The following is a 21743-nucleotide window of genomic DNA, read 5'->3' as shown; positions in this document are numbered from 1 at the left end:
CTAATTCAGTTTAGGCAGCGCAGTGCGCGCGAATACCGCCAGTGTGTCGTCCGGATGGCGTTCAATGAGTTCGCGCCAGTGTGCGCGTGCCTGATCAAAATGACCACGGTTGGCCTCGATGGCTCCCAGATTGTAAAGTGCGCCGGCGTGCCCGGGGTGATCGCGCAGCATGCCCTCCAATTCGACGATGGCGTCAGCGGTGCGGCCCAAGCCCATCAATGCCCGGCTGATATCTAACTGCACAAGCCAACCGTCGGCGGTCGTGTCGTTCTTCTGAAACTCGCGGTAATATTCGAGCGCTTTATCAAAATGTCCTTCCGCAAGATGCAGATGGCCGAGTTCAAGGGCAACTGGCCCATGACCCGGCGCCGCCTGCCACATCTCTTCCATCTGTTCGATGCGCGACTTGCCGACAGGGGCGTCGCGCTCCATGGTCTCAAACGTCTCTTCGCCGCGCGGTTCGGGCCCCATATAGACCCACAACATGGCCGCGGGAACGAGCATTAAGGCGACAGCGAAGGCCAGCAGCGCGGATTTGGATTTTGGTGGTGAGGCGTTCATGTCGTACTATTTCGTGCCAAACTTGCGTTCAAATTCAATACCAACGCTCTACAAGAACTCGGTCGGCAGTACGCCGCCGATCAACACGAACACCTGATCGTTGTCTATCGTGATCTTCGTTCCCGCCTGGTCTATGTGCACCGCCGCAGGTTCGATGGAGGTGACGTTTGAATTGAGCAGCATGGTTATCTTCCCGGATTCAACTGCTTGGTCCAGGCGCTGGCGGTTGCCTTCTTTGATGCGGAAAATCTGGTCGCCGCGATAAGACAGGTGAACCGTGTTGCCGGGTTGAGTCGAGAGGGCGACGGCCGCCTCAATGGCGCTGTCACCGCCACCGACCACGAGGATCTTCTTGTGATGATATTTTTCAGGATCGAGCAGACGATAGGTAACCTTCTCGCACTTTTCACCCGGGCAGCCGATCTTGCGGGGCGTTCCACGGCGACCGATTGCCAGCAGAACTTTGCGCGTGACATATTGCCCAGCGGTCGTGGTGACGTGATACCCGTCGTTGTCACGTTTGATTTCTGTCACACGCTCGCCTGAGCGAATGTCCAGTTCATGCTTGGTCACGACCTCCATCAGCAGTTCCAACAGCGGCTCTTTTTCGACCTCGCGCAGCCGGACCGGACCATGCAGCGGCAAGTCCATCGGCTGAAGCATAACCAGCTTCTGCCGCGGATAAGTGAAGATCGTTCCGCCAAGGTCTTCCTGATCTACCGTGATAAACCGCAACCCTTCCTTCTTGGCCTGCAGAGAAGCCGAAATGCCAGCCGGGCCGGCGCCGACAATCAAGAGATCGAGCGCTTCGCCGGACTTGTCATGTTTGACTTGCAGGGCCACGGCTTCAACCGCCTGTCGGCCCTGTGAGACGGCGTTGCGGATGAGCCCCATGCCGCCTAACTCGCCGGCAATGAAGATTCCGGGCACGTTGGATTCAAAATTCCCACGCAAATTGGGGATGTCCACACCACGCTGCTCCGTACCGAAGACCAGAGTGATGGCATCCACCGGGCAGGCGCGTTGACATTCACCGTGGCCGATGCAGCGCGCCGGATTGACCAATGCCGCCTTGCCATTGATCAATTGGAGAATCCCTTGCTCAGGACAGGCCTTCGTACACGAACCCGAGCCGATGCATGAGTCGGGGTCAATCACCGGATGCAACGACGCGGGCTGGTCGAGTCCGGCAATGGTAGCCGATTCCAGTGCGCGCTTGGCTTTCGCCGTGCCGCGCCGTTCGTTCCAAACATATAGCGCCGGTAATCCGAGCACCAATATGCCCGTGACAACGTAAATGATCGTTTCGAGGCTCATCTTAGAATATCCAAGTGTAGCCGAGCCACGTGGCAACGGCTACGTGGACAACCATGATCACGATCATGATGATCGCGAAGGGCTTGTGGAAGATGTGCCAATGGTGCAGCAGCCTGCGGGCAGTGCCTAAGAAAGCCACGCGGCGCTCCAGCACGGCGCGTTTGCGGGCCAAGGCCACCAGGCGCTTGGCATCGGCCGCGCCGAGCCCGGCCTCCTGCACCAATGCCCGGCGCAGTCCGGAGTAGCGCAGAGTGGCTCCAATGTCCCGACTGATCCATGAGAGAACGCCGCCCTCGGCTGCTGCGGTCTCGGCAACGAAGGCCTCGAGAATTTTCAGAGCATGCGCGTTCCCATGCGCCTCCGAGGACAACTTATCCCGTAACTCGGATTCCATTTGCAGTAGTTCGCCCGACGACAGCTCCTCGCCGCTCAAACTGCGCGGTATCTGCACATACAGGTAACGTCCCAGAACGCCGCTCAGGGCCACAGCCATCATAGACCAAAACGATACCGCCACGATACCGCCGAACTTGAATGTCGTGTGATACAGCACCAGAACGGGTCCGGTAACGCCCATCCAAATGTGGTAGTTCAACCAGTAGCGAATGTCACCCCAGCCGCGTTGCATGGGACGCCAACGCTTGCGCAGCGAATAGAGCAACAGGATCAGCATCAACGCGCTGCCGACGATTCCCGCGCCGTGGCTGATGAACCCGGAGGGTTTCAAGACCTCATGCTGATCGTGCCGCGCACGTTCCGTTAGCGGTAACCAGTAGTAGTCCCAACCCTCCGCGGTCAGGTAAAGTGCGGCGACGATCGTCAGGAAGTACAAGAAGACAAGGCTAAGTCTATGAAAATTCAATCTCAATCCTCTAATCATGGCAAACTTTGTAAAATACTAAGATTGGGTGTTTTATGCCAGCGAAGACCGGGGATCGTGGGCAATAAGTAGCTTTGTCACACGTTGATTATCTGGCCCAATCTCGCTATATTGGAACATCTGTGCAAAGTGGAGTAGTTGCTCCAATTCTCACACAGCCTTAGGCCCGTTTGCACAACCTGATGCAAACTCGTTCTCCCACCCCATTGCGTCATTTATTCGAGATAGGAAATGTACATGGTTAGATTACGACTTGCGAAACTTGCCTCTATCGCCAGTTGCGCCTTCGTGCTGGGCTGCATGGGCGGCGGATGGGGCGGCGGCTTTCAAATGCCTCCCACACCCGTGGAGGTCACGCAACCCAAAATGCAGGCGGTTGAAGATCGCTTTGAGACTATCGGCACGATATCGGCCGACCAGGCCGTGACCGTGGTCGCGGAAATCCCTGGGACGGTGACGCGGATTCCATTTGCTGAAGGGGGTACCGTGCGCAACGGCGAACTTCTGGCAAAACTCGACGATCGTGAATTGCAGGCCGCCCTGGACAGAGCCAGCGCAGTACGCGATCAGGCGCAGTCGTCATTCAATCGCGTGAAACCCCTCGTTGACCAGGGCGCCGTGCCGACACAGGACCTGGACGACGCCGAGGCCGCATTGCGCGTCGCGGAAGCGAATGTTGCGTTTGCCCAGGCACAGCTCGAAAAGACACGCATCAGCGCTCCGTTTGGCGGCATGGCCGGCGCACGCCGCGTGAGCCCCGGAGCGTACGTGCAGCCCGGCACTCCCATTGTGGATATTGCCAGCGTCGAAAAGCTGCGCGTTAGCTTTGCCATCCCCGAACGCTACCTGAACGATTTGCGAGTCGGATCCAACGTGACGATTCGCACGACAGCCTTCGCGGGCGAAGAGGTCAGCGGAACCGTCATGGCGGTTGAACCACAGATTGACGCGTTGACGCGCAATGTCGGGATTGTGGCGCGGATTGACAATCCTGAACTCAAGTACCGTCCGGGCATGTCGGCGAACGTTGCCATTACACTTCAAGAGCGGCCTGCCGCGCTGACCATTGCCAGCGAGGCCATCTTCCTTGACCAGAACCAGCCGTACGTCTACACCGTGAAGCCGGACTCCACCGTCGCACGCGTGGCGCTGCGGTTGGGCAGCCGTTCGCGGCAGTATGTCGAAATCGTCAGTGGACTGGAAGCGGGACAAACCGTGGTGCGTGCCGGACAGCAGAAGATCTTTGACGGCGCGAAAGTCATGCCGGTGTCGAGCCTCGATTCCACGGCCGCACAGCAGCAGGCCGCGCCGAGCGACAGCGGGAGCGCTCAATGAAACTAAGTGATCTCTCGATTCGCCGACCCGTTTTCGCGTCGGTGATGAGTCTTTCAATCGTGCTGTTCGGCGTGATCGCGTTTCTGCGGTTGCCCGTGCGCGAATATCCGGACATAGACCCGCCGGTGGTCTCGGTGGTGACGCTCTACCGCGGCGCGAGCGCCAGCGTGGTCGAAACTGAGATTACCGATATTCTCGAAGAACAATTCGCGACCCTGTCGGGCGTCAAGACGCTGAAATCAGCCAGCCGCGAAGAGGGTTCCGTCATCACGATTGAATTCGAACTGTCGCGCGAGGTTGAAGAGGCGGCCAATGACGTGCGCGAGCGCGTCGCCCGTAGCCGTGGTCTGTTGCCGCGCGACGTGGAAGATCCCGTCGTCGAGAAGATTGACGCCAATGCGCAGCCGATTGTCTGGCTCGGTCTGTCCAGCGACGTACATGACGGTTTGCAGCTTACGGAGGCCGCGGATCGCATTCTCAAAGATCGCTTACAGCGCCTGCCGGGCGTCGGGTCTATCATCATCGGCGGTGAACGGCGCTACGCCATGCGCGTGTGGCTTGACCCGCAGCGGCTGGCCGCCCGGGGCTTGACTCCGAGCGACGTCGAGGCCGCTATTGCACGCGAAAATGCGGAGATACCCGGCGGACGCATCGAAGGCAGCGAGCGTGAATTCTCCGTGCGTACGCGTGGAGAAGTCAACACGCCGGAGCAGTTTGCCGCGCTCATCGTTGCGCAAAACCAGGACGGTGTGGTACGGTTAGGCGATGTCGCCACCGTCGAAATCGGCGCTCAAGACGAGCGCACCGTGGCGCGCTATAACGGCAAGCCCGCGGTCGGACTCGGTATCGTCAAACAGTCCAAAGCCTCGACGATTGACGTCGCCCGGGCCGTTCGCGAACAGCTTCCGGCGCTGGTGGCCGCGCTGCCGGCGGGGATGAGAATTGACATCGCTTATGACTCGTCGCAGTTCATTACGGAGTCCATAACCGAAGTCACTGAGACCATCATTATCGCTATGTGTCTCGTGATCCTGGTCGTGCTGGCGTTCATGAAGAGCATGCGCGCTACACTCATTCCCACTCTGGCGATTCCCGTCTCCATCGTCGGCACGTTCGTCGTGATCTACTTTCTCGGTTTTACCATCAATATCTTAACGCTGCTGGCGCTGGTGCTGGCCATCGGATTGGTGGTGGACGACGCAATCGTCGTCCTCGAGAATATATTCAGGCATATGGAAATGGGCAAATCCCGTTTGCGAGCGGCCTTTGACGGTACGCGGGAAATTGCCTTCGCCGTGATTGCCACGACGATTGCATTGGTGGCCGTGTTCGTTCCGGTCGCGTTTCTAACGGGATCGGTCGGTCGCCTGTTCCGCGAGTTCGGATTCACGGTAGCGATTGCCGTGGCAATCTCCGGCTTTGTGGCACTCACGCTGACGCCGATGTTCAGTTCGCGCATCCTGCGACCGATTCACGGCACCGGTCAGAGCTGGGCGGCCCGCAGTTTCGACTCCTTTTTTGTCTGGCTGAACAACACCTACGAACGCATACTCAAGTTCGCGCTGCGGCACCGTCTGGCGACGGTGATAACATCGGTACTGCTCGTGCTCATCAGCGGTGCGATTTTCAAGTTCATGCCCAGCGAGCTCGTGCCGACGGAAGACCGCGGCATCGGTTTCGGCATCGTGCTGGCACCGGAAGGCTCGACCCTCGCTTACACCGACCGACACGTACGCACGATTGAAAGCATCCTCTTACCGCTGCCTGAACGCAAAGGCCTCTTCACCGCCACGGGACTCGGCTTCCAAGGGCCGGGGCGGGTGACCGATAGCTTCATGTTCCTCAACATCGGATCGGCGGACGGCCGCGACAAGTCACAACAGGCAATCGTCGGCGAACTCTTTCCGCAGTTGTTCTCGATTCCCGGCGTGCTGGCGTTCGTCATCAATCCGCCAAGCCTCGGCCAGTTCTCTTCGAGCCCAATCGAATACGTGCTGCAGGCCGAAAGCTACGAAGAGTTGAGCCAGGCCATGAACGTCATGGTCGCCCAGGCCAATAAGCTCGGCTACTTGTACAATGTTAACACGGATCTGAAGCTCGACAAGCCTGAACTAAGCATCGCCATTGATCGTGAACGTGCCGCCGAGCTCGGCGTCTCCACCAGCGAAATCGGCTCGACGCTGCAAGCGCTTTTGGGCGGCCGCGTCATCAGCGATTTCAAACGCGGATCGAAGCAGTATGACGTCATCATGCAGGTGCAGGCCGCCGAACGCGCGACGCCCGATGTGATCGAAGGGATCTATGTCCGCGGGCAGAACGGTCTTGTGCAACTGGCCAATCTCGTCGCTGTTTCGGAAACCGCTGGACCGAAAGAGCTCAATCACTACAACCGCTTGCGCTCGGCCACGCTGACGGCGAACCTGATTCCGTTTGTGTCGCTGGGTCAGGCGTTGGACGATTTGGACCGCGTCGCGACCGGCAATTTGCCGCCGTCTATTCGCCGGGAATATGCCGGGCAGTCGCTGGAGTATCAAGAGTCCTCCACCGGACTTTACTTCTTCTTTGTCCTGGCGCTGGTGTTTATCTTCCTCGTGCTGGCCGCGCAGTTCGAGAGCTTCATTCACCCATTCACGATTCTGCTGTCGGTACCGCTGGCGGTGTTTGGCGCGCTCGTGTCACTGTTCGTGTTCGGCCAGTCGCTCAATATCTACTCGCAAATCGGACTGATCATGCTGATTGGTCTGGTGACCAAGAACGCCATTCTGATCGTCGAATTCGCCAACCAATTACGCGCCCGCGGTCAGGCGATCCAACAGGCTGTGATTGAAGCGTCAGTTATTCGACTGCGTCCGATTCTCATGACGTCCTTCGCGACCGTCTTCGGTATTCTGCCGATCGCCATCGGGCTCGGTGCAGGCGCCGAGGCGCGCCGTCCGCTCGGTATCGCCGTCGTCGGCGGCATGCTGTTCTCGACATTCCTGACACTCGTGCTCGTACCCGTTGTCTATTCACTGCTGGCGCGCTTCTCGCCCGTGCATGATCCTGATCAGGCGCTGGCCGATGCCGACGCCCAGGTCACAGGCGATCCTACTCCGCAACACGCGCACTAATTACCAACAGCCAGTTACAAGAAAGCCCTTGGGTGACCATCCCAAGGGCTTTTTTTGCGGTCAGCCCGCACCGCAGAGGAAAATCGTCTTGTTCAGCTCGACTTGCGGCCAACCAGTTTCACGCTGATTTGCTGCTCATCCGATAACTTGAGGACAAGGAACTCGGGGCGCGTTATATTGAATTCAGAGAGCGTAATCGTGAAGTCGGATTCGATGGTCAGTTCATCGGCTTGCCGGGTCATCCAGGTGACAGGCGAGATGAGCTTGCTCTGGCCGTGCAGCGATAACGTACCCGTGACCTGCACCGCCGTGCGTTCACCGTCTTTAAGTTGGCCCGCTGGCACAGTCAGAGTCGTCAGTTGAAACACTGCTTCGGGATACTTGTCCGTCTCAAGATGATTTTCGCGCATGTGCTTGTTGCGCAGGCTCAGTCCGGTGTCCAACGACGACAGATCCACATGAACTTCACCCTGCCCGGCCTGTGCGCCGTCCGGCAGCGTCACATAGCCCGTTGCCATGGACGTGTGCCCGATCACCTGTTCCAGCGGCGCATTACTGATGAACTTCACTAAGTTGGCCGAACTGCCCTGCACGATGGTGAACATGTCGCCCGCCAGACAGATATGGGCCGCGGCAACGAGAAGAAGAAATGTGGTTCGCATGCGGCGCTCTCCGGTGAATAGTCTGGACATTAGCTTATTTCAACAGCAGCATTTTGCGCGTCTCAGTGCGGCCCGCGGCCGATAACTGGTAGAAGTACGCGCCGCTGGGCATTCCGGACGCCACGAATTCGACTCGATGGCTCCCGGCTGCCAGTTGCCCATGGACAGGCTGAGCAATCTGCTGACCCAGTATGTCAAAAATTGTCAAGGTTGTCAAGCCTGCGGCAGACAGATTAAATTCTATCGTGGTGGCAGGATTGAACGGATTCGGATAATTGTTCAGCAGTTCGAACTCGACAGACTGATGATGGTGGTGCTCCGGGCTGGCGCTCACGCCACCGGTGATTTCCCGGCGGAAAATCCGGCCGTCGCCCGACACCAGAAAGCCCAGCGAATCACTCACAAAGAACACCGAATTAAAGGTCAGAACCTCGGGCGGCGTCTGCGTGTGCCACATCGTGCCCGATTCCATGGCATTGGACAAGTAGCCGCCCGCGCCGCAGGCCCAACCGTTTTCAAGGCTGGAAAAGTGCACATCCTGAATTGCGACCGTTGTGCCGCTGGTCTGCTGCATCCAATCCTGGCCACCGTTAACCGTGTAGTAGATTCGGCCCTGGCCGCCAACCGCCCAGGCGTGGTTGGCGTCATGCGCATAGATGGACTCAAACTCATCTTCTTCGCCGCCGGGGACACTGAGCTGAATATCCCAGTTGTTGCCATCGTCGGTGAAGAGTATCAGTCCGTCCGAGCCAACGACCCACCCGTACGTTGCCGTGATCATGTGGATGCCGCGCAAGTCGTCCGTGGCCGGGCTAACCTGCGGCGTCCACGTCTGACCGCCGTTTATCGTGCGAATGAAAATGCCGTCTTTGCCCACCGCCCAGCCGTTCTGCGCATCGGCGAACCAGATGTCGCGCAACTTGTCGCCAGCGCCACTAGTCTGCGGTGACCAGGATTGGCCGCCGTTGGTCGTGTGAATCAGGTAGCCGTCATTGCCGCAGGCCCAGCCCTCATTGGCGTTGATAAAATAGACGGCTTCAAGATCCTCCGGCGTTGACGTCAAGGTCCACGTTTCGCCGCCGTTCGTGGTCCGGAGCATCCCTTGCTCACCAGCAATCCAACCGTGCTGAGCATCGATGAAACGAACATCCATCAAAGGCAACGAGGTCGGGCTGGTCTGCTCGACCCAACTCGTGTCGCCACCGCCGGACGAGCCAACATTTATGACGCCGGACATGTTGGAGTGGAAGAGGCACACATAACCATAACTTCCGGCGGTCGGGAATGTCGCCACAAACGTCATGTTGGTCGTCAGCATGCCGCTGTCAAATATGCCGCCGGTAGAGGTCACGGTGTGCGGCGCAGAGTCGAGATTCGTAAAACGAACCGAATCGCCCGGCTGAACAGTCAGCGACTGCGGGTTAAAGGCGAAACTCTGGATCGAAACGTCGTGTAGGAATGCCCACGCAGGTCCCGTTGAGAGTAGGAGTGCCAGGGCGATTGTGCAAAGGTGTCGTGCTGTCATGGCCGGGGTTCCGTGTGGCTTTCTATGAAAAGGTTGCTTATTATGGTCGCGGGGCGCGCCGGAAAATCCTGTTAGAGCTGCCACCGCTGAAGGAGCGAGCGGGAGAGGGGGACCGCAAGGCGCTGGCGAATGAACTGGAAACTATGCTGTCCTTGCGGTCCCCGCTTTGACTAAGGCAAGGCCTGTGCCAGCACGGAGATTTTGACGATTCTCGAACCATAAATGCTAATTAAAATAAATTCTTACAATCAAGAACACCACGACCGCGCTATAGCATTTCGTATCTCTTCCTCTCCCCGGGATTGAGGCGAGCATACCCCATTTCACGACAAGTCCCTGTAAATTAACATCTTCGATTTGTGACATTCATGCCACAGTGTGCCTGTGATTCGTTAGCTGAATTTTTGCAGTAACTTACAGACTCCAAACGGTGAACCGCTCCCGCCCACGCCTGACGCGCTACTTCGCGCTGAACTTCCTGCTCCTCGATCTCCTGATCGTGGGTTTAGGCGGCGTCGCGGCCTATCGGCTGGGCCGGGCCAACCTGATTTCGGTCGCGGAGCAGTACGGCGTTGCAGCAGTTAATCACCTCGCGCGCTCGATTGACAAGTTCTATCTCGAACCTTGGGAAATGACCTTCGAGACCTTTCCCTTTGACCATCCGTTGGCGCACCGTGAACTCACGGGCATTGTGCAGACGTTTGTCAGCGGGTTCGATATCGAACGCATTAGTATCTACGACAAGCAGCACAAGATCGTATTCTCGACCGACTCGCTGCGCGAAGGACATAGCGATCCAACGAATTCCAACCTGTTATCAGCCTTGGCGGGCCGCACCAGTTCCTATCTTGTCACAGAACAAACTGCAGCCCACATGCCCATGGCGACGGGGCAAACGGACCATCTGGTGGCCTACGTTCCGGTGAATTTCAGAACAGCCGACGGCGGCTCCACGCGCTTCGTCTTTGAGATCCTGATGAATGTCGCAGGAACATACGGTCGAGTCGAAGACCTGCGGCTAATGATTCTAATCAGCACGCTGCTAACGGGCCTCGTCCTGTTCTTCGTCGTATGGGTTATTGCGGTGCGAGCCGACAAGCAGATTCTCGCGGAAAATCAGGAACGCATGGCGCTCGCGGCGCAAATTCAAAAGCAGAATGAAAATCTGGAGCTGATTGTGGAGCAGCGCACGCAAGAGCTGCGCGACGCCCAGGCCGGGCTGGTCCAGATGGAAAAGATGTCCGCCACCGGACAGCTCGCGGCCGGGGTGGCGCACGAAATCAATAATCCTGTCGGGATCATTAAGAACCGTCTCGAACTGCTGCTCGATGACGTGCGGGACCGCCGCCAAGTGGAGGACATGGAGGCGCACCTCTCCATGATGCACAAGCAGACCGACCGCATCTCGAAAATTGTCAGCAAACTGCTGTCTTTTGCGCGGAAGTCGTCCGGAACGCGTTCGCCGCTGCACCTCGATCAATTGCTAAATGGCGTGGTTCTGTTGGTGCGCAAGGAGGCAGAAAAGCGCGGGCTCATGCTGGTCGCGGAGGCGGAAGCGGGGCTGCCGCTTGTGCGCGGCGAAAGCACGGAACTTGAGCAGGTCTTCATCAATCTTGTGCTGAACGCGATGGATGCAACGCCCAAGGGCGGCACCATCTCGCTGCGAACGACGCGCAGCGGTGACAACGTCGTCGTGCGAGTCACGGACAGCGGAAGCGGCATCGAACCGCGCAATCTTCAGAAGATCTTCGACCCCTTTTTCACAACGAAGGACGTCGGCGTAGGCACCGGACTTGGACTCTCGATAACCTATCGAATCATTGAAGAACACGGCGGCTCAATTCATGTCGAGAGCACGCCGGGCGAAGGCACCACGTTCATCGTAACACTCCCGAACGAGCAGACACACCGAGCATGAACAACACGGCGCGTATTCTCGTCATTGATGACGAACCTGACCTGCTGGACAATTGCCGAATGATGCTGACGCGTGAAGGCTTCGACGTGCGCACGCTGAGCGACGGACGCGATCTGGAACGAACATTAGCCGAATACGATCCGGACTTGCTCGTCACGGACTTGATGATTCCGCATCGCGACGGCATGGAAATTCTCCAGCACGTTAAGCATGCGCACGGCAATCTGCCCGTCGTGATGATGACGGCCTACGCCACCGTCGAAACGGCCGTGCAAGCCATGAAGGAAGGCGCGACGGACTACATTGTCAAGCCGTTTGCCAAGGATCAGTTCACGCACGTCGTGGCCCGGGCCTTGAAGGAACGCGCCTTGATGATGGAGAATCAGCGGCTGCGGCACGAACTCGCGCAGCAGAAGCTCTTGTCCGGCGTCGTAGCCGTGGATCCGGCGATGCGCGAACTCATGCGTATGGCCGCGCGAGTCGCGGACACCGATGCCAGCGTCTTGATTCAAGGCGAATCGGGCACGGGCAAGGAGGTCCTGGCCCGCGCGCTCCACAACTCCAGCCGCCGTAGCGGCGGACCATTCCTCGCCGTCAATTGCAGCGCGCTGCCAGCCAACTTGATCGAGAGTGAGCTTTTCGGCCATGAGAAGGGCGCGTTCACGGGCGCCTCGACGATGCGCAAGGGTCTACTCGAAGAGGCCTACGGCGGCACATTCTTCTTCGATGAAATCACCGAGATGGATCCGGGCATGCAGGCCAAGCTCTTGCGCGTTATTCAAGAGCGCAGCGTGCGCCGAGTCGGAGGCAACCGTGAACTGCCACTCGACGTGCGGATTGTATCGGCGACGAACCGTGATCCGCAAGAGGCCGTCACCCAGAAACAGCTTCGGGAAGACTTATACTTTCGCGTCGCCGTGGTCACGCTGACCATTCCGCCTCTGCGCAACCGGCCGGACGACATCCCCGCGCTCGCTCAGCATTTCTTGAAAGAAATTGCCACAAGTTACGGCCGACAGATTGAGGGATTTGCACCGCGTGCGCTGGAACGACTGCAGCACTATGCGTGGCCGGGCAACGTACGCGAATTGCGCAACGTTGTGGAGCGCGCAGTATCATTGGCCGAACGCGCGGCCATTCGCGAGGATGACTTACCTTCACACATCACGCGGTCCGACAAACCGCAGATCGTCGTGCACGCAAATGAAACTTACGAGGCCGCCCGCAATAGGTTGGTAGACCACTTTCAGGCGCAGTATTTCACGCAATTGATGACGGAAGAGAAAGGCAACATCAGCCGCGTAGCCTTGCGCGCCGGCGTAGACAGAAAAACAGTCTATCGAATTCTGAACGCGTTGGGGCTGAGTAAGAATGAGTAGTTAGAAGTATTTCATTGAATCTGAATGGAAGCGGGCGGACCAGTTTGGTTCGCCCGTTCTGCGTTATGCGCCAATCAACTTTGCTGAGTCAAGAGGCATGCAATTCATCTGACCGAGCATGCATTGTATCCGATAGATAGTAAACGCGGGGCACCCTGCGCCATCACTATTGTGACTTAGTTACGTCAAGCCTATCGTGCATCTTGCAAGACCTGAACGACCGCATATATTATTTACGAAGCAATGAAAACGATGAGCAAAACGCTCAGAAGGTGAGGTGCAGATGAAGGTTCTTAGCATTGTTGTGGTCTTCCTGGCCGGGGTCTGTATCGCTGTGGCACAATCACACTCGATCACGGCGGCGGAGTACTTCTTCGACGCTGATCCGGGACAAGGCAACGGCACGCCGATCGCCGTCGTCGCGAACGATGTGATAGCGCTCGACGGCGATGTCAGCACGGCCGGGCTTGACGTTGGTCCACATGTTCTGAATGTACGTGTTCGGCGTGACGATGGCCGCTGGGGCGAGCCGACCCGGCGCGTCATTCGAGTAGGCATTGGAACGCAGATGAGCGCTGCGGAGGCGTACTTTGACAACGATCCGGGAATCGGCAGCGCGATACCGGTGAGTATCTCGCCTCTCGGAATGGTCGATCTAACAGATTGGGATGTTCCACCCTTGACGCGCGGCTTTCACACGTTCAACCTGCGCTGCTACAGCGGAGGAACGTGGTCCGCTCCGGCGACCAGCACGATTCGAATCGGCAGCGCGTTGATTGACGGTGCGGAAGTCTATTTCGACAGCGATCCTGGTCAAGGCAATGGCATTCCGGTTGACATTGCCAGCGGCGCCGATGTTATCGCTTATGATTCCACCGTTCAAGTCGCGGCCACAGGTCAAGGCAAACACTCACTCTACCTGCGTTTCCGCGGCGGCGGGGTCTGGTCTTTCACGACTGAACGCCCGTTGCGTATCGGTTTGCCGATCAACGGTGGCATGAACCGCATTTCGGCCGGCGAATTTTATGTTGATAGCGATCCGGGTATCGGCAACGGCTGCGAATTGCTCGCCGAAGATGGCGTGTTCGACGAAGGCGAGGAAACGATGCGCCGCTATGTCGCCGCCGACCTCACGCTTGGGCAGCATGTCATTGGCATGCGTGTTCGCGATGCCGGCGACCGCTGGCACGATGCGCTGACGGACTCGGTCACAGTGGTCACGTCTCATCTGCTTGCCACGACGCAAGGTGTTGTCGGCGATGCGCAGGTCTTACTGATGTGGACCAAATACCCCGAGGCCTTGAGCTACCACGTGCATTACGACTCACTCGAAACCGGACCCTTCTCCAGCTACATCACCGTCCTGCCGCCGGACACGTCACTACTGCTGGCACCGACGCAACCGAAGCGGCTCTACTACGTCGTGGCGCTTGAGACTGCACCCGAGCCGTGCGACGCGGCCATAACCTCTGACCAGAACATTTCACAATAGGTACTTACATGAAGAAACTACTCATTGTTCTTGCGCTCGCAATCTGCGCTGGATGGACGCAGGCGGCCGTGCTTAAGGTAGCGAGCAACGGTACTCAGCTTTATACGCAAATTTCCACAGCAATCAGCGCTGCCGCCGCGAATGACACCATTCTTGTTATGAGCGGCGGTTACAACGGCTTCACCGTTGATCGCAAGCTCGTGATTATCGGCGCTGGTACCGGTGCCGGAATCGGCGAAGGAGTGTTGGTCAACGGCGCAGTGGAGGTCATGGGTACGGCGGACAGCACGGAATTGCGGAGCCTGTGGATTCGCGCGAGCTTCGCAAACGGTTCGACTGACTCGCTGACCTCCGTACTGCGCATTCGCAGCGGTGCCTCGCGCATCTTCGTGTGGCGTTGTTTCATCGAGAACTACAACACTACGGCTGGGTACACCGCCGCCATCTCGCTTGGCGAGCAGGCCTCAGCCGACGTCGTACAGTGCGTGCTTTGGAGTTCGGGAAGTGGCGACTCGAGCAACAAACCCGGTATACTCTACCGTTCAAATTGCAACATCATCGTGACATCGTCGGTGCTTGCGAACTTCGAGCGCGGCATACACTCGTACCCGGTCACGACCGGTTCGAGCTGCACCGTTAGCCACTGTATCTTCACAACGGAAAATTCAAACCTGACGCCGGTTTCCGGCGCAATTGCAGGCGTTGCCGAAAACTGTGTGATTTTCTCCGAGCCGGGCTATGTAAATACATACACCGGCTCGATGAGCTTCAGTTACTGCGCTCACACCAACGTTGCGCCACCTGGCGCGACTCACATCGCCGCAACGGCAGCGGCATTTGTAAACCTCAACTACTCCGACGCCCGCGCCTCCGATTATCATCTGGCATCGGGTTCGCTATTGATCAATGCGGCCAATCCCGCATCACCATTTGACCTTGACGGGTCACGCGCGGACATCGGCATCTACGGAGGGCAGCATCCCTATGTTGACGGCGGCGTACCCGACTATCCCTTCGCGGTGCAAGTTGAAGTTCCCTACACTGCGCCTCTCAACGGCACGATGCGGATTTGGGGACGCGGCCGTGTCGGCCCGGGAAATTAATCCAAGACGCACGACATGCACAAAGGGTCTGCTCGCGCAGACCCTTTGTTTAAATCAACCGATGTAATTTGAGAGGTCGTCAGCCCAGAGCCGGAACTGAGTCCGTTTTCGCTATCGCGGATTCGGCTGACCAGTCTTTCTTGCTCAGGCGATCGAGCAGCGTGTACATAACGGGCACCAAGACAAGAGTGAGTAGAAGCGAGGACAATAGCCCGCCGATGATCACGACGCCCATACCCGCGCGCATTTCCGACCCCTCGCCAAGTGCCAACGCGAGGGGCAGCATGCCCAATACCATCGTCATCGTCGTCATCAGAATCGGCCGCAAACGGCGCGGACCGGCTTCGAGCAAGGCGTCCGCCACTGACATACCGCGGGCGCGCATTTGATTCGTATAGTCCACAATCAGAATGCCGTTCTTGGTGACAAGTCCCATCAGGATCAGCAATCCGATCATCGAGAACATCGAGAGCGTGTAGCCCGTCACCGCCAAACCGACCAGGGCGCCGACAATCGCTACGGGCACGGAGAACATCACCACAAAGGGGTAGATGTAACTCTCGTAGAGCACGACCAACACCATATAAACGAACAGAATTGACAGCATGATCGCCTGCAACATGTCAGTCATCATCGTCCGCATGTTTTCCACGTCACCATAGGCGAAGAAGCCGACGCCCTGCGGCGGCGTGTACTTTTCCATTTCTATATCAAAGTCGCCTTGCACCTCGCCGAGCGACCGCCCCACTACGTTGGCGGAGACTGTTACGAGACGCTCGCGGTCCTTGCGCGTGATCGAGGACGGACCGCTCATACGCTCAATGCGCGCGACTTCGCCAAGTCTGACCATCTGACCCGCCGCGTTCTGAATCTCGATTTCGCTGATCATCGTGGGGTCAGTGCGGAATTCCGGCGTCAACACCGAGCGAATGTCCACTTCCAGCTCGCCCGTGCTGAAACGTGAGATCACATCACCGTTCACCGCGCTGCGCAGTGACTGGGCAACCTGGCCGGGCGTCAACATCGCCGCGGCGGCGCGCCCTCGGTCCACAATGATCTGCAATTCAGGTGATCCGAGTTCATAGCTTGTCTCTACGTCGCGGGCACCGGGGATATTGCGCAATACGGACATCGCGTAATCAGCGGCAACCTGCACGCTATCGAGGTTCTGCCCACGCACTTCGTACTGAATCGGCGCGGCATTCGCCGTTCCAAAGAGTCCAATGTCGCTGATGCGAATTTCAAGACCCGGAATGTCCTTGCAGTACTGTGCGATCTCAGCTTGCGTCGCAGTTGTAGGCTGCGCGCGTTCATCGCGGCCTTTGAGTTGGACTTGAATGCTGCCCAGGCGCGCGTTCTCATTGATGCCCCACTCAGTCTCTTGCATTCCGGCCGTTGTGAGGATTTGTTTCACTTCCGGATGCGACATGAGGTAGTTCTCGATGCGTCCCATAACCGCGCTATTCTCTGCCAGCGTCGTCCCGAGCGGCATCTTGGTGGCCACCGCGAATTCGCCTCGGTCCATCGGCGGCACGAAGTCGCTGCCGATGAAGCCCATGGGAATCAGCGCAACGGATCCAATCATCATGACCGTCGCTATGGCAATGACAATCCCGCGATGTCCTATAGACCAGCGCAGCACGCTGCGGTAGCTCTGTTCCAAGGACGTGAACCATGCTTCAAAGCGACGCGCGAATCCGCGCATCCACTTTTCACCGTGGATGTTCTCCGCGGTATTCAAGCGACTTGCTAACAGCGGTGTGATCGTGAATGACACGAGCAGGGACATAAGCAGGGCCGTGACAAAGACAAGGGAGAACTCTCGGAAGATGTTTCCGACGAGTCCCTCGACAAACGCGACGGGGAGGAATGTCACGACGTCCACTAATGTAATGGACACCGCGGCCAGGCCAATCTCGTTTCGGCCGCTAATTGCGGCTGTAACCGGATCGGCGCCTTTTTTGAGCCAGCGGTGGATATTCTCAAGGACCACAATCGAGTCGTCCACCAGGACGCCGATGACCATGCCCAACGACATCATCGTCATCAGGTTGACGGACATGCCGAAGAGCTTCATCGAGATGAACGTGGAGACGATTGAGAGTGGAATCGCAACCAGCACAATCAACGAATTGCGCATCGAGTGGAGAAAGACAAGCAGCACTAACGCGACCGTTACCAGAGCCTCAGCGATGTTGCGCTGGACTTCGTTGATCGAGTTGCGATTGAAGATTGTGATGTCCTGAGCGACCTCGATATTCGCGAGATCGCCATACTCGGCCTCAACTTTCGCCAGCACGCTGCGCACACGCTCCGACGTGCGGACGCTATTGGCTTGTGACTGCTTGACGATCTGAATACCCAGAGCGCTGACCTCGTTCAAGCGCGTCAGGGAGCGATTGGACTTTATCGTGTCCGTGATCGTCGCGACGTCGCGGAGATAGATGGCCGAACCGTCAGCGAGTGGCACTCGTGTCAGAGCGATTTCGTCAAGCGTCGCGTACTTCCCGTTGAGGCGAACGGTGTAATCCTGCGAGGCCGAATAGACCTTGCCCGCTGGAACATCGAGATTATCGGCGGCCAGCACCCCGTTGAGCTGCGCCAGCGACAAACCGTGTGTGGCGAGTCGCTCGGGGTCAATCGAGATTTGAATTTCGCGTTCGGCGGCGCCTGTGACGACAACCTGCCCCACTCCGTCCACCTGTTCCAAACGCGGACGAACGTGCTCGTCAACAAACGTGAAAAGATCCGGTTCGGACAGCTTGCTGGATACGGCAAGGCGCAAGATCGGCATCGCGCCGACATCGGCCTTATAGAGTTGCGGCTCCTCCGCGTCGTCCGGTAGCTGGGCCCGCACCGTCGTGATGACACGTTGTGTTTCTTGCAGGACCACGTCGGCATTCGCGGACATGTCGAATTCAAGCATCACAATCGAAGCGTGCTCGCGATTGACCGACCGAATGTGCTTAAGCTTGTTCAGCGAAACAACGGCATCCTCAATCGGACGGGAGACCATCGTCTCCACTTCCTTCGGTCCCGCGCCCGGCCAAGCGGTGACCACCGTGACCATGGGCCAATTCATCGTCGGCAACAGGTCAACCGGCAGCCGATTATACAGCATGATTCCAAGCACGGCGATGGCCAGGAAGAACATCGCTACCGCACTCGGTCGTTTGATTGCTAATTGTGTAAGTGTCATGTCAGCGGTCCTATTTCAAGCTGAGCGCGAGATGCGAGCCCTGCGACAGCAACTGATTGCCCGTGACAATCACCGTATCACCGGCTGCGACGCCGTCCACGGCAACTTGATCGCCACTCATTCCCAGAACCGTCACGGCGCGCTTCTCGGCTTTGTCACCGCGGGCCAGAAATACCACTGTGCGGCCAACATCCGGGAGGGTCGCCGCACGCGGAACGAGCAGGCTGGTCGAGTCCACGCCGGCGAACACGAACGCTCGTGCAAACATGCCGGCTTTTATGCCATCTGCCGCGGCGAGCTTCACTTCAACCGGGAACGTGCGCGATCCGTTTGTGGCCCGCGCTCCAACAGCGCTGACCTCGGCAGGAAATGAGTCGTTCAATGCTTCGACAAAGATCACCACAGGCGCGCCGACCTGAATGGAAGCGATGCGGGACTCGTCAACCGCCAGTTCGAGTTTTAGCTGTTCATTGTCCACAATGTACAGAACGGGTTGACCGCGATCCACCATCTGACCGATTTCAGTCATCTTGCGGGCAATCGTTCCGGCAAACGGTGCGCGTACTGTCGCATCTTCATACGTCTTCTTGGCGAATTCGTATTGCACTTCAGCGCCTTTCAAATTCAGGCGCGCGCCTTCGTAATCCGATTGCGAGATACTGCCTTCGTGTTCGAGCTTCTCAACGCGGTCAAAATCCAATCGCGCTTTCTCTAACGCTACCAAGGCGCGTTCGGACTCTAATTCGAGAATGCGGTCATCGAGCTGCAAGAGCGGCTGACCGGCACGTACGTTGTCGCCGACGTCAACCAGAATCCGCTCGACTTGTCCTCCGACCTCGGCCGAGAGCACGGACTCGCGCCGACCCGTTAGAGTGCCGGTTTCCATGATCATCTGAACAAACGGCGCGGGGGCGAGAACAAAACCGCTGACCGGCACGATGCGCTTATACGCATCCTGCGTTGGCTCGGCGTTGCTTTGAATGGCGTTGTTGGCAAACAGTGCCGTGACAATCAGCACCGCCGCCGATAGTGTGATAATGCGTGTCTTACTCATCGTGCATATCCTCAGGAAGTCAGTTCGTATAGGGTGCGCGGCCTTGCGCTATGCGCAGTTGTGCACTGGCCAGCAGGCGGCGGTAGGTGGCGTCGGCCAGGGAGACACGCGCCGTCAGTTCATCGAGTTGCGCGGCGTCAAGCTCCAGCGTTGTAATCTGACCTTGACCAAATTTTGTCTGAGCAATGCGGCGTGCCTGTTCCGCCAATTCCACCGCCAACGTCGCCGCTTCTTCGTTTGCCGTTGCGGTCGTAAAATCGTTGCGCGCCGATTCGAGCTGAAGGCGTGCGCCGCGTTCGGCCTGCGCTAATGTCCATTGCGCGTGATTCCAATCCGCCCGGGCTTGCATGGCCTTCCCGCTGATCGCACCGCTCGACCAGATCGGGACATTCAGTGACAGCCCGGCGTACCACGCGGAGTTCTCATTGCGCGGATTCATTTCCCAATCATTGTCTTGCCACTGCCACGCGTAACGCAGTTGCCCGCCCAGCACCGGCCAGCGCGCATTGCTGTAGATCGTGTAGACGTGCTGACGAGCATGCGCGTATTCCCGCAGTGAGGACAGGTCTTCCCGCGCACCAAAGTCCGCGGCTTCCGGTGCCAGATCGGCCGTGACTGCAAACGTCGCCAACGTCCCGTCCACGGTCACCGTCGTGTCCAGCGGCACGCCAAGATATTCTTTCAATCCAAGTTCGGCGATTTGCAGGTCGCTGCGGGCACGATCGAGCAGCGGTCGCTGGTTCTGTGCTTGCACGCGGACGCGCAGGACGTCATAGTCGCTCATCAGGCCGACGTCACGCATACGTTGTGCACGCAGAAGCGAGCTGTCACTGACGGTCAGACTAAGTTCTCGCGCCGCTACGACATCGCGCAGCATTAACACCGTCCAGAAGCGCTGCATCACGTCCAACTCGGTCTGCCGGTCTTGCTGCACGACGGCGTGCTGCGTGGCTTTCATGGCGGCGTCGGCGCCGCGCACACCGGCCGACACCCGTCCGAATGTCAAGAGTGGTTGGTTCAGAGTAACACCGGCCTGCACCGCATTGTTCTGGTCCAATTCAAAGGGCGTCAGTTCCCCCGTGTCCGGATTCGGGAAGAAGATCTTCCCCTTGCGCAGCGCGCGTTGATAACCGATATTGCCTTCAATCTGCGGCAGTGCGTTCGACCACGCTTCGAAAAGCTGGCCGCGAGTACGCTGTTGCTCGATGCGCGGCGGTTGCTGGGCCAGCGAGCGTTGCTTGGCGAGCGCGATTGCTTCATCCAGAGTCAGGGCGCTGGCAAATAACGTCGGCAGGGCCAACAGGATAATCAGCGACAGAGTTTTCACGCTACAGCCTCTTTGGTTTTGTTGATGTCTTCGGCGGCTGTGAGGGTAACCGCATTGTAGAAGAGCTTCGTCGCATATTCGATGACTTCCACGGCGCGATGCGGGTCGTCGTATTTCATGGTGCAGCTGCCGCGATAGAGCATGGCAATCGCTTCAGACAGCATCCGCGTGTCAAAGGGCTTGAAATCTCCGCGCTCAACACCGCCTTCGAGAAGTTCTACGATAACTTCACACCAGCGCTGATGATTCCGGTCAAGCGCCTCGCCGATCTCGGGGTACTTTACGGACATGCTGATCAGTTCGTGCAGCAGCTGGTCTGTGAACGGATTTTGCGCGCGCGATTCAAACAGGTGGCGGTGGGCCATCCAAAGGGCTTTGCCGCCCAATTGATTCTCGCTGGCCATCGAGACCACGGCTTGTTGATCGCTGGCTTCGTATTGCTCGGCCAGGGCAACGAGAATCTTCTCCTTTGATGGAAAATACCAGTAGATCGCACCTTTCGACAGGCCCGCTTTCTTGGCAATTTCATCTACGGAGGTACGGTCAAAGCCGTGCTTGGCAAACAGCTCGGTCGCGGCTTCGAGGATCTGGAGGACGCGCTGGTCCTTGAGTTCGTGGGTAGTCATGGTGATTTCCAAACTGACTGGTCAGTCAACTTGTTCCCAATATAAAGTAAACCGACCAGTCAGTCAAGGGTAAACCGACCAGTCAGTCACTCTTTTGTCTATTGTTTTTTCTTATTTTAGTGTCGAGATAGCAAAAAATAAGAGGCGAGACCAAGCAGAAGCGAGAGGAGGTCAAGGGCACCGGCCGAGATTCCGCCGCCGGAAGTCGATGAGCGACACGAAGCCAAAATAGAAGGGCCACCCCGTGGGGTGGCC

The 21743-nt window shown here is 57.9% G+C and carries 15 protein-coding genes; 6 read left to right on the top strand and 9 right to left on the bottom strand.

The genetic code is table 11. The features are described 5' to 3' along the window. The 3 genes from IPH10_05690 to IPH10_05680 are packed head-to-tail and all read right to left on the bottom strand — an operon-like array spanning position 1 to position 2740. Positions 1 to 561, bottom strand: a complete 561-nt coding sequence (locus tag IPH10_05690) for a tetratricopeptide repeat protein (GenBank protein ID MBK6910410.1) — start codon at positions 559 to 561, stop codon at positions 1 to 3. A gap of 48 nt (positions 562 to 609) precedes the next feature. Further along, positions 610 to 1878, bottom strand: coding sequence for an NAD(P)-binding domain-containing protein (locus tag IPH10_05685; protein ID MBK6910409.1), 1269 nt, complete (start codon positions 1876 to 1878; stop codon positions 610 to 612). Between the two features lies 1 nt (position 1879). After that, positions 1880 to 2740 (bottom strand): hypothetical protein, encoded by an 861-nt coding sequence (locus tag IPH10_05680; protein MBK6910408.1) that lies wholly within the window; start codon positions 2738 to 2740, stop codon positions 1880 to 1882. A 255-nt stretch (positions 2741 to 2995) separates the two neighbouring features. Between IPH10_05680 and IPH10_05675 the strand changes: the two genes are divergently transcribed. After that, the gene (locus IPH10_05675) at positions 2996 to 4093 is read left to right on the top strand and encodes an efflux RND transporter periplasmic adaptor subunit (GenBank protein ID MBK6910407.1); all 1098 of its coding nucleotides are present in this window, start codon (positions 2996 to 2998) and stop codon (positions 4091 to 4093) included. Continuing rightward, positions 4090 to 7203, top strand: a complete 3114-nt coding sequence (locus IPH10_05670) for an efflux RND transporter permease subunit (protein MBK6910406.1) — start codon at positions 4090 to 4092, stop codon at positions 7201 to 7203. The genes IPH10_05675 and IPH10_05670 overlap by 4 nt, the downstream gene beginning before the upstream one ends. 92 nt (positions 7204 to 7295) lie before the next feature. Here IPH10_05670 and IPH10_05665 read toward each other — a convergent pair whose 3' ends face one another. Together IPH10_05665 and IPH10_05660 are read right to left on the bottom strand one after the other, a co-directional pair. Beyond that, positions 7296 to 7865, bottom strand: a complete 570-nt coding sequence (locus IPH10_05665; GenBank protein MBK6910405.1) for a YceI family protein — start codon at positions 7863 to 7865, stop codon at positions 7296 to 7298. Positions 7866 to 7899: 34 nt separating this feature from the next. Then, complete coding sequence (locus tag IPH10_05660) at positions 7900 to 9390, bottom strand: T9SS type A sorting domain-containing protein (GenBank protein MBK6910404.1); 1491 nt, start codon at positions 9388 to 9390, stop codon at positions 7900 to 7902. Positions 9391 to 9820: 430 nt separating this feature from the next. Between IPH10_05660 and IPH10_05655 the strand changes: the two genes are divergently transcribed. From IPH10_05655 to IPH10_05640, 4 genes are all read left to right on the top strand, one after another. Beyond that, positions 9821 to 11308, top strand: coding sequence for a hypothetical protein (locus tag IPH10_05655; GenBank protein MBK6910403.1), 1488 nt, complete (start codon positions 9821 to 9823; stop codon positions 11306 to 11308). After that, positions 11305 to 12687, top strand: coding sequence for a sigma-54-dependent Fis family transcriptional regulator (locus tag IPH10_05650; GenBank protein MBK6910402.1), 1383 nt, complete (start codon positions 11305 to 11307; stop codon positions 12685 to 12687). Before IPH10_05655 ends, IPH10_05650 begins: the two co-directional genes overlap by 4 nt. Before the next feature lie 283 nt (positions 12688 to 12970). Next, positions 12971 to 14179: a hypothetical protein gene (locus IPH10_05645; protein MBK6910401.1), complete on the top strand. Its 1209-nt coding sequence runs from the start codon at positions 12971 to 12973 to the stop codon at positions 14177 to 14179. An 8-nt stretch (positions 14180 to 14187) separates the two neighbouring features. After that, on the top strand, positions 14188 to 15282 hold the full coding sequence (locus tag IPH10_05640; GenBank protein ID MBK6910400.1) for a hypothetical protein: 1095 nt from the start codon (positions 14188 to 14190) through the stop codon (positions 15280 to 15282). A gap of 79 nt (positions 15283 to 15361) precedes the next feature. Here the strand turns inward: IPH10_05640 and IPH10_05635 are convergent, their stop codons facing one another. Genes IPH10_05635 through IPH10_05620 form a run of 4 tightly spaced genes read right to left on the bottom strand, consistent with a single transcriptional unit; the run spans position 15362 to position 21488 of the window. After that, positions 15362 to 18481 carry an efflux RND transporter permease subunit gene (locus tag IPH10_05635; protein MBK6910399.1) on the bottom strand — a complete coding sequence of 1040 codons (3120 nt, stop codon included), beginning with the start codon at positions 18479 to 18481 and terminating at the stop codon, positions 15362 to 15364. Between the two features lie 10 nt (positions 18482 to 18491). Beyond that, entirely contained in the window at positions 18492 to 19535 is a 1044-nt protein-coding gene (locus IPH10_05630) for an efflux RND transporter periplasmic adaptor subunit (protein ID MBK6910398.1), read from the bottom strand. 19 nt (positions 19536 to 19554) lie between these two features. Then, positions 19555 to 20862: a TolC family protein gene (locus tag IPH10_05625; GenBank protein ID MBK6910397.1), complete on the bottom strand. Its 1308-nt coding sequence runs from the start codon at positions 20860 to 20862 to the stop codon at positions 19555 to 19557. Beyond that, on the bottom strand, positions 20859 to 21488 hold the full coding sequence (locus tag IPH10_05620; GenBank protein ID MBK6910396.1) for a TetR/AcrR family transcriptional regulator: 630 nt from the start codon (positions 21486 to 21488) through the stop codon (positions 20859 to 20861). The genes IPH10_05625 and IPH10_05620 overlap by 4 nt, the downstream gene beginning before the upstream one ends. Between the last annotated feature and the right edge of the window lie 255 nt (positions 21489 to 21743).

Source organism: bacterium (assembly GCA_016702305.1).
Lineage (GTDB): Bacteria > Electryoneota > RPQS01 > RPQS01 > RPQS01 > JABWCQ01.
This window is presented reverse-complemented; position numbering and strand designations above follow the sequence as displayed.